General features: G+C 74.6%; 8 protein-coding genes. 1 reads left to right on the forward strand and 7 read right to left on the reverse strand.

Annotation, left to right across the window (positions count from 1 at the left end; translation table 11 throughout):
• The 7 genes from ACTIDRAF_RS0216125 to ACTIDRAF_RS29250 form a co-directional block, all read right to left on the reverse strand.
• On the reverse strand, positions 1 to 595 hold a 595-nt coding region (locus ACTIDRAF_RS0216125), incomplete at its 3' end, for a hypothetical protein (RefSeq protein ID WP_016699761.1).
• Positions 595 to 1,827: an acetylornithine transaminase gene (locus ACTIDRAF_RS0216130; RefSeq protein ID WP_016699762.1), complete on the reverse strand. Its 1,233-nt coding sequence runs from the start codon at positions 1,825 to 1,827 to the stop codon at positions 595 to 597. The genes ACTIDRAF_RS0216130 and ACTIDRAF_RS0216125, both read right to left, overlap by 1 nt.
• On the reverse strand, positions 1,824 to 2,822 hold the full coding sequence (gene argB, locus ACTIDRAF_RS0216135) for an acetylglutamate kinase (RefSeq protein ID WP_016699763.1): 999 nt from the start codon (positions 2,820 to 2,822) through the stop codon (positions 1,824 to 1,826). The genes ACTIDRAF_RS0216130 and argB overlap by 4 nt, the downstream gene beginning before the upstream one ends.
• Positions 2,819 to 4,030, reverse strand: a complete 1,212-nt coding sequence (gene argJ, locus ACTIDRAF_RS0216140) for a bifunctional glutamate N-acetyltransferase/amino-acid acetyltransferase ArgJ (protein ID WP_016699764.1) — start codon at positions 4,028 to 4,030, stop codon at positions 2,819 to 2,821. The genes argB and argJ overlap by 4 nt, the downstream gene beginning before the upstream one ends.
• A complete protein-coding gene (argC, locus tag ACTIDRAF_RS0216145; RefSeq protein WP_026066168.1) occupies positions 4,027 to 5,058 on the reverse strand; it encodes an N-acetyl-gamma-glutamyl-phosphate reductase in 1,032 nt (343 codons plus the stop codon). The genes argJ and argC overlap by 4 nt, the downstream gene beginning before the upstream one ends.
• A 651-nt stretch (positions 5,059 to 5,709) precedes the next feature.
• Positions 5,710 to 6,228, reverse strand: coding sequence for a PPOX class F420-dependent oxidoreductase (locus tag ACTIDRAF_RS0216150; protein WP_083886363.1), 519 nt, complete (start codon positions 6,226 to 6,228; stop codon positions 5,710 to 5,712).
• A 32-nt stretch (positions 6,229 to 6,260) separates the two neighbouring features.
• A complete protein-coding gene (locus ACTIDRAF_RS29250; protein ID WP_157163068.1) occupies positions 6,261 to 6,599 on the reverse strand; it encodes a hypothetical protein in 339 nt (112 codons plus the stop codon).
• A gap of 403 nt (positions 6,600 to 7,002) precedes the next feature.
• On the opposite strand from ACTIDRAF_RS29250, the gene ACTIDRAF_RS0216160 reads away from it, so the two are divergent.
• Positions 7,003 to 7,983: a hypothetical protein gene (locus ACTIDRAF_RS0216160; RefSeq protein WP_245533559.1), complete on the forward strand. Its 981-nt coding sequence runs from the start codon at positions 7,003 to 7,005 to the stop codon at positions 7,981 to 7,983.
• Positions 7,984 to 8,524 lie beyond the last annotated feature (541 nt).

An 8,524-nucleotide genomic window follows, 5' to 3' on the forward strand; every position in this document is an offset into this window, starting at 1 on the left:
CCCCCCGCCGGGTGGCCGCCTCCAGCACCGGGGTGAGCGGGCGGAAGCCCTCCGGGGCGCCGACCCGGACGTGCATGCCGGCGGTCACGCCCGCGAGCATGAGGGAGTGCGCCATGTTGTTGGCGCCGTCCCCGAGGAAGGTGAGGGTCAGACCGGCCAGCCGCCCGTGGTGCTCGCGGATGGTCTGGAGGTCGGCGAGCGCCTGGCAGGGGTGGAACTCGTCGGTGAGCGCGTTGACCACCGGCACCGTGGAGACCGAGGCCATCGCGTCCATCCTCGCCTGGGCGAAGGTCCGCCACACCACGGCGTCGACGTACCGGGACAGCACCCGGGAGGTGTCCTCGATCGTCTCCTCGCGGCCGAGCTGCATGGTTCGGCTGTCGACGGTGATCGGGTGGCCGCCGAGCTGCGCGATACCGACCTCGAACGACAGCCTGGTCCTGGTGGAGTTCTTCTCGAAGATCACCGCCACCGACCGGGGGCCGGCCAGGGGCCGGTGGCCGAGGGGGTCGGCCTTGAGCCGGTCGGCGAGGTCGAGCACGGCGGTCTGCTCGTCCGGGGCCAGGTCGTCGTCGCGCAGGAAGTGCCGCGGCATCAGGAGGTCCTCTTCGCAGTGGTGTCGTCGGGGTTGGTCGGGATCCGGTGCGCGACGGCGTCCAGCACGCCCGGTAGCGCGTCGAGGAACCGGTGGGCGTCCTCGCGGGTGAGCACGAGCGGTGGGGCGAGGCGCACCCGGTCCGGCTGCACCGGGTTGACCAGGTAACCGGCCTCGGCCGCCTGGTCGGCGACGGCGGCGGCCACCGGGCGGGTGAGCCGTATCCCGAGCAGCAGCCCCACTCCCCTGGCTCCGGCGAGCAGCGGGTGGCCGAGGCCGTCGACGCGCCGCGCGATGTCCTTGCCGAGTTCGGCCGCGTGGTCGAGCAGGCCCTCGTCGGCGATGGTGCGCAGGACCGCCAGGCCGGCGGCGCAGCACACGGGGTTGCCGCCGAAGGTGGTGCCGTGTTGGCCGGGTTCGAGCAGGTGGGCCGCCTCCCCGCTGGCGACGCACGCGCCGAGGGGAAGACCACCACCGAGCCCCTTGGCGAGGGTGACGACGTCGGGGGCCACGTTCTCGGCCTGGAAGGCGAACCAGCGGCCGGTGCGGCCGACACCCGTCTGGACCTCGTCGACGACGAGCAGCGCCCCGGCGGCACGAGTGATCTCACGGGCGGCGGCGAGGTACCCCTCCGGCGGTAGCACCACGCCGCCCTCGCCCTGCACGGGTTCGAGGACGACGGCCGCGGTCCGCTCGGTGACGGCGGCGCGCAGCGCGGCCACGTCACCGTAGGGAACGTGCCGGACCCCCGGCGGCATCGGTTCGAAGGGAGTCCGCTTGGCGGGCTGCCCGGTGAGGGCGAGCGCGCCCATCGTGCGGCCGTGGAACCCGCCCTCGGTCGCGATGATCTCCGGTCGCCCGGTACGCCGAGCGATCTTGAACGCAGCCTCGTTGGCCTCCGCGCCCGAGTTGGTGAACAGCACGCGTCCCCCGGAGCCGAAGCCGGTGTGGTCGAGCAGGAGCTCGGCGAGGTCGAGCGCGGGTTCGGTGGCGAAGAAGTTCGAGACGTGGCCCAGGCGGGCGATCTGGTCGCTGACGGCCCTGACCACGGCGGGGTGCGCGTGGCCCAGCGCGTTGACGGCGATGCCCGAGTAGAGGTCGAGGTAGTGGCGGCCGTCGGCGTCGGTGACGTGCGCGCCCCGCCCGCTGACCAGCGTGCGGCCGGGCGTGCCGTAGTTGTTCATCATGGCGGTCCGCCACCGCCGCTGCCCCTCGCTGTTCGAGCTGCTCATCCCTGGTCGTCCTCGTCCTGTCCGCCCGAGGCGTCCTCGGGTTCACCGGGCAACACCATCGTGCCCACCCCTTGCTGGGTGAAGACCTCCAGCAGCACGGAGTGGGCCAACCGGCCGTCGATCACGTGCGCGGCGGGAACGCCGCCGCGCACGGCGCGCAGGCAGGCCTCCATCTTGGGGACCATCCCGCTGGCCAGCCCGGGCAGCAGCCGTTCCAGTTCGGACGCGCTCACCCGCGTCCGCAGCGAGGAGCGGTCGGGCCAGTCCGCGTACAGCCCCTCCACGTCGGTGAGCACGACGAGCTTGGCCGCGCGCAACGCCACGGCCAGCGCCGCCGCCGCCGTGTCGGCGTTGACGTTGTGGACGACGCCGTCGGCGTCGGGGGCGATGGTGGACACCACCGGGATGCGGCCGGCGTGCATGATGTCGAGGACGGCGTCGGGGTTGACCTCGACGACGTCACCCACCAGGCCGACGTCCACCGGTGTCCCGTCGACCAGGGCGGGTCGGCGGGCCGCGGTGAAGAGCCCCGCGTCCTCGCCGGAGATGCCCACCGCGTAGGGCCCGTGGGCGTTGATGAGCCCGACGAGTTCGCGGCCGACCTGGCCGAAGAGCACCATCCGCACCACGTCCATCGTCTCCGGGGTGGTGACGCGGAGCCCGCCCCGGAACTCCCCCGGCATCCCCAGCCGAGTGAGCATCGCGCTGATCTGGGGTCCACCGCCGTGCACGACCACCGGCCGCAGGCCCGCCAGGCGGAGGAACACCATGTCCTGGGCGAAGGCCCGCTTGAGCTCCTCGTCGACCATCGCGTTCCCGCCGTACTTCACCACCACGGTGGCGCCGTGGAACCGTTCGAGCCAGGGCAGGGCCTCGACGAGCACGGCGGCCTTGGCGGCGGCCTCGCTGAGCCGGTCGCGGGCCTCCCCGGGCTCCGGCTCGGACGTCCGCCCGGTGCTCTGGGCCCCTCCTGGGCCGCTCGTGTGGGCGCTCATGAGGAGTACGCGCTGTTCTCTTCGACGTACCCGTGGGAGAGGTCGGTGGCGAGGACGAAGGTGGCGTCGTCCCCGACGTGCAGGTCCACCTCGACCAGGATTTCCGGTCCGGACAGGTCGGCCTCGTCCCGCTCGGCGGCCTTGACCCCGCCGGCGCAGAGCAGGACACCGTTGAGCCGGATGTCCAGGCGGTTGGGGTCGACCTCGGCGTCCGCACGGCCGACCGCCATCGCGATGCGGCCCCAGTTGGGGTCGGAACCGAACAGGGCCGTTCCGACGAGGTGGTCCTCGGCGATGGTGCGGGCCACGCGGACCGCGTCGCCCTCGGTCGCGGCGCCCACCACCTCGATGCGCACCCGCTTGGTCATCCCCTCGGCGTCGGCCTGGAGCTGCGCCACCAGGTCGGCGCACACCTCGGTGAGCGCACCCGTGAAGGCTCCCACGTCCGGGCTGACGCGTGAGGCTCCGGAGGCGAGCACCAGGACGGTGTCGTTGGTGGAGGTGGAGCCGTCGATGTCGAGCCGGTGGAAGGTTCGGGCGACGGCGGCCCGGAGCGCGAAATCGAGCAGGGAGGAGTCGACCACGGCGTCGGTGGTGATCACCGACAGCATGGTGGCCATGTTGGGCGCGCACATGCCGGCGCCCTTGGCCAGGCCGCCGACCGACCAGCCGGCCGGGTGGGTGGTCGAGACCTGCTTGGGCACGGAGTCGGTGGTCATGACGGCGGTGGCGGTGTCCAGGGCCGCCTGGTCGGTGCTGGCCAGCGCGTCGGCGGCGGCCGCCACCCCGGGCAGCACCCGGTCCATCGGGAGCCGTTCGCCGATGAGCCCGGTGGAGCAGACCGCGACCTCGCCGGCGCCGACGCCCAGGGCCTCGGCCACCCGCTCGGCGGTGGTGTGGGTGTCCTGGAAGCCCTCGGGGCCGGTGCAGGCGTTGGCGCACCCCGAGTTGAGGACGACGGCCCGGACGCGGCGTTCCCGGAGGACCTGCTGGGACCAGAGGACGGGAGCGGCCTTGACCTGGTTGGTGGTGAAGACGGCGGCGGCGACGTCGGCCGGTCCGTCGTTGACCACGAGTGCCAGGTCCCGGTGGCCCGACTCCTTGATACCGGCGGCGACCCCGGCGGCGCGGAACCCGGCGGCGGTGGTGACGCCGCGCGCGCGGTCCAGGGTGAGTCCGCCGGGGGATGCGGGGGGTGGTGTGCTCATGGTGCGACTCCCACGGTCGACAGTCCGGTCGTCTCGGGCAGCCCGAGCGCGAGGTTCATGCTCTGCACGGCGCCACCGGCCGTGCCCTTGGTGAGGTTGTCGACGGCGGCGACGACGACGAGCCGGCCGGCGTCCGGGTCCACGGCGACCTGGAGCTGGACGTTGTTCGCGCCCAGGGTTCCGGCGGTGGTGGGCCAGGTGCCCTCGGGGAGCAGTTGGACGAACGGCTCGTCCCGGTAGGCGTCCTCGAAGACCTCCCGGGCGCGTTCCGGGCCGGTGGGCACCGCCGTCAGCGGCGCGCTGCAGGTGGCGAGGATTCCCCGGGGCATCGGCGCGAGCACGGGCGTGAAGGACACCCGGACGTCGCCGTCGACGAGGCTGGTGAGGTTCTGGACGATCTCCGGGGTGTGCCGGTGGACCCCACCAACGCCGTACGCGCTGGCGGACCCCATGACCTCGGCCGACAGGAGGTGGGGTTTGAGCGCTCGACCCGCTCCCGAGGTGCCGGTGACGGCGACCACGACCACGTCGGGTTCGACGATCCCGGCACGCAGGGCGGGGGCCAACGCGAGGGAGGCGGCGGTCGGGAAACAGCCGGGGACGGCGATCCGCCGGGCAGCTCGGAGCCGGTCGCGGGCGCCGGGCAGCTCGGGCAGGCCGTAGGGCCAGCTGCCGGCGTGGTCGCCGCCGTACCACCGCTGCCAGGCGGCGGGATCGGTGAGCCGGAAGTCGGCGCCGCAGTCCACGACGAGCGTCCCCTCGCCGAGCCGCTCCGCGATGGCGGCCGAGTGGCCGTGGGGCAGGGCCAGGAACACCACGTCGTGACCGGCGAGCCGCTCGGGGGAGGTCTCCACCAGGACGCGGTCGGCCAGTGGCGCGAGCTGCGGGTGGTGCTCCCCCAGCCGGGACCCCGCCGAGCTGGCCGCCGTCAGGGCACCGATCTCCACCTCGGGGTGCGCGAGCAGCAGCCGAAGCAGCTCACCACCCGCGTACCCGCTGGCTCCGGTCACCGCCACCCGAAACGTCATGTGGATGATTATGCACATCCATGCAATCTCAATCAACGGTCGGGTGACGGAGACGACTCCCCTGTGCCGGGGAGGAACGGGCGGAGCGCCCTCGCCCCTCCCGCCACGGCCCACTCGCCAGCAGGTGGCACGCGGGGCGCTTCCCTCATGCCCACCAGCCCGGGAGCCGCGCCGCCCGCCGACCGGGCGCTCAGCACCCCCCGCGCCGCACCCCGCACCCCTGGCTACCGCCGCCTCGGCCCACCTCCACCGGACGACGTCGGCATCCCGTGCCCCCCACACCGCGCACACCGACCGGTCCGCTCTCTCCGACCGCACCGGACTCCCCACGAGCCGGGACGCGCCTGGCAACGACGGCCGCGGGCAGCGACGCGGGCGTGCGCCGCGCCGCCCACCGGCCGCCCTCGGGACTCCCTCGACCGAGGTCCCCGCGACCCGGCGGGCTGGGAACCCGGATGCCGCCACGACGGCCACTCCTCCCACCGCGTTCGGCCGCCGCGCGCACCGGCGCTCGCCGCCGCCCGGGTCCACACCCCACCACCCGGCGTTCCCCCGTTGGCGCTCCGCCACCCCCGACCGAAGCCAGCGGACCCGCAGCGCCGTCCTGGCCAGCGGTGACGGCGGACGCGACAGGCAGGAACACCTGGTCGTTCAGCCACCAGCGGGCACGATCCGCAGGCCCACCGTCCCGGTTCGGCCCCGGCGCAGGGTGCTCAGAGTGATGAGGAGCCACCCCAGCAGGCCGTAGCGACGCGAGACCAGGCGCCGAGCCCGGGCGCTGCCCTCGGGACCGAGGACGACCGCCCGTCCGCCGGTTTCCGGGCCGGTCACCCGGCCCCGCACGTCGCACGGGGCGAGGCGCACCGTGGGCGTGTGCCGCACGCGCTTCACCTTCCCGGAGTCCGCGACCGTCCACACGACGAGCGCGTCCCCGTCCCGGGCGACCCACACCGGTGTCACCACCGGTCGACCGGACCGCCGGAAGGTGGTGACCGCCAGGTACCTCGCCGCGCCCAACCGGTCGAGCGCCGGGTTAGTGCGACCGCCTGGCCCCTCGGCACCACCGGCGGGGTCGGGCCGGTCCGCGCCGGAGCGGTGCGAGCCACCACCGCTCGGCGCGGGCGGCCGGCCACCCCCGGTCGGTTCACCCTCCGCGCCGGTTCGCCCCATCAGCCCCATCTCCTCCGGTCGTCACCCACCCGTCACCGGGGTTCGGCCCCGCCCTGGTCGCCGGCGGGCCCCGCCGGCGCCGAGGACCGCTCGTCACGAAGCAGCGACCACGCCACCCGCTCGCCGCGCTCGACGGCGGCGACCTGGTCGGGGGTCAGAACCCGGTCGAGTTCCCCGCGCGCGGCCCGCACGAGCACGATGAGCTTCTTCGCCACTCCCCGCACCTGGCTGGTACGCGGGGCTGGCTCCACGAACACCGGGCGCGCGTCGCTGACCAGGCGCCGGTACCGGTCGTTCAGGGTGGCGTGCCGGTCCAACAACTCCATCGCCGTCTCCAACGGGGCGAGATCCGGCGTCTCCTCGGTGCGCACCGCCCCAGCCTAGGTGGCCGGGGGCGGGGACGGGGCCCACGACGCCACGCCACCGGGGGAAGGAGCCCGCCGTCGAGGCCCAGGAGGCCTCGTGCGCCATGCGCGAACGGAGTCCGTACCGTCCCCCGGCGGACGGGCCCGTCCCGGCGTCGCGCACCCCGGCCCGTCCGGGTGAGCGGGGGCGGCCCCCGACGACGAGCGGATCCCCGCCGAACACGCCTCACCAGCGACCGGACGCCACCGGGGGAAGGAGCCCGCCGGCGGGCTCCTTCCCCCATCAGGAGGACACGCTGCCATCCGACGAGCCCGGGGCCGCCCTGGCGTGTCGGCCACCGCCGGCGTGTTTGATCACAACGCGGACACAGGCTGGCTCCCGGGATGCCAGCGGCTCTAGAGTCCCCCGGTGCGCTTGTTCAGCAGACGGAGAAGGCAAGCCGGTCCGGAGGAGATGGTCCTCGGACATCCGTACGACGACACGGTCCTGGACGCCGCCGTGGAGACCGGCTCCCTGGTCGCGGCGCGCACCGTCCTCGAGGAGTGCAGGGACGACCACGAGACCCGCGCCCTGCGCACCGACGTGCTCGGCAGGGCGTTCATCGGTAGGGCGGACGAGATCGCCGACGCCGCCGCTGCCACGGACGATCCCGAGCTCTGGTTGCTCGCGGGCAGTGCCTACCGGCACGAGGCCTGGACCGTGCGCGGCGACGGCGTCGCCGAGGAAGTGGGCCACGACAGGTACCAGATCTTCTTCTCGATCCTCCGCAAGGCCGTGGCCCCGCTGCACGAGGCCGCCGCGCGGCTGGCCGAGGACCCCTGCCCCTGGATGGTGCTGGTGTGCGTCGGCCAGGGCCTCCAGGTCGACCGCGAACAGCAGGACGAGGTGTGGTCGGAGGCCGTGCTCCGTTCGCCCACCCTCTACCCCGCGCACTGGTACCGGGTGCAGGCGCTCGCCGCCAAGTGGGGCGGTTCGCACGAGGCGATGCTCAGCTTCGCCCGCGAGACCGTGGCCCGCGCTCCCGCCGGCCACCCCCTCACCGCGGTGCTGCCGCTCGCCCACTTCGAGGTGTACCTGCACAACCTGGAGGAGACGTACCGCGCCAGGAAGCGCGTGGAGTACTTCCGGATCCACACCCGGTACTTCGAGGACAACGCCCGCGAACTCGTCGACGCCTCCGACAAGTGGGCCAGGGACCCGGTGCCGCACCTCCGCGCCAGGGAAGCCCACAACCTCTTCGCGGCGGCGCTCTCCCAGGCCGGCGACCTACCGAGGACCCGCCGCCACCTGCTCGGGATGGAGGACCGGCTGCACCCGGTGCCGTGGGCCTATCTGGGCGATCCCGAACAGGAGTACCGGCGCACCGCGTCCCGGTACCTGCTCACCTGAGGCCCCCGCCCCCGGGCCATCGCCCGGGCGGTCGCGGTGCGGCGGGCGGGTGGTGAGCCGGAAGCGCTCCGGCGAGCCAGGTGCTCGCCGCCCGCGGGCGTTCACGAGCCGGTGGAGCGCCGCGTCCACCTGGTCGACCGGGTCCAACCGGGGCCGGGCGGCCGGCATCCGCCCCGGAAGTCCTCAGCGGAACGGGGCCAGGTGGCGAGCACGCTGCCTCCCGGTCCCACCCGGGCCGGCCGGGCGGGGAAGGCCGTCGGGCCGTCCTTCCCGGAACGCGCGAACCCCACCAGGCGGAGGCGGACCGGGAACCACGCGCGGCACGGCCCGCTCCCGTCCCGCCGTCCTCGTCCCGCACGCCCGACCCGAGTTCCGCCCCGGCGGGGAACACCGCCCCCTGCGGGGCATCCGCGGCTCACCCGCCCGGCGGGCCGGCACCGGACGGCCGGCGTCGGGCACCGCGTGGCGCGGCCACCGCTCAGGCGTCGACGGCTCCCGGATCCGGTAGCGGCTGCCCCGTGCTCCCGACGCCCGAACCCCC

It is taken from the genome of Actinoalloteichus spitiensis RMV-1378, from assembly GCF_000239155.1.
GTDB lineage: Bacteria > Actinomycetota > Actinomycetes > Mycobacteriales > Pseudonocardiaceae > Actinoalloteichus_B > Actinoalloteichus_B spitiensis.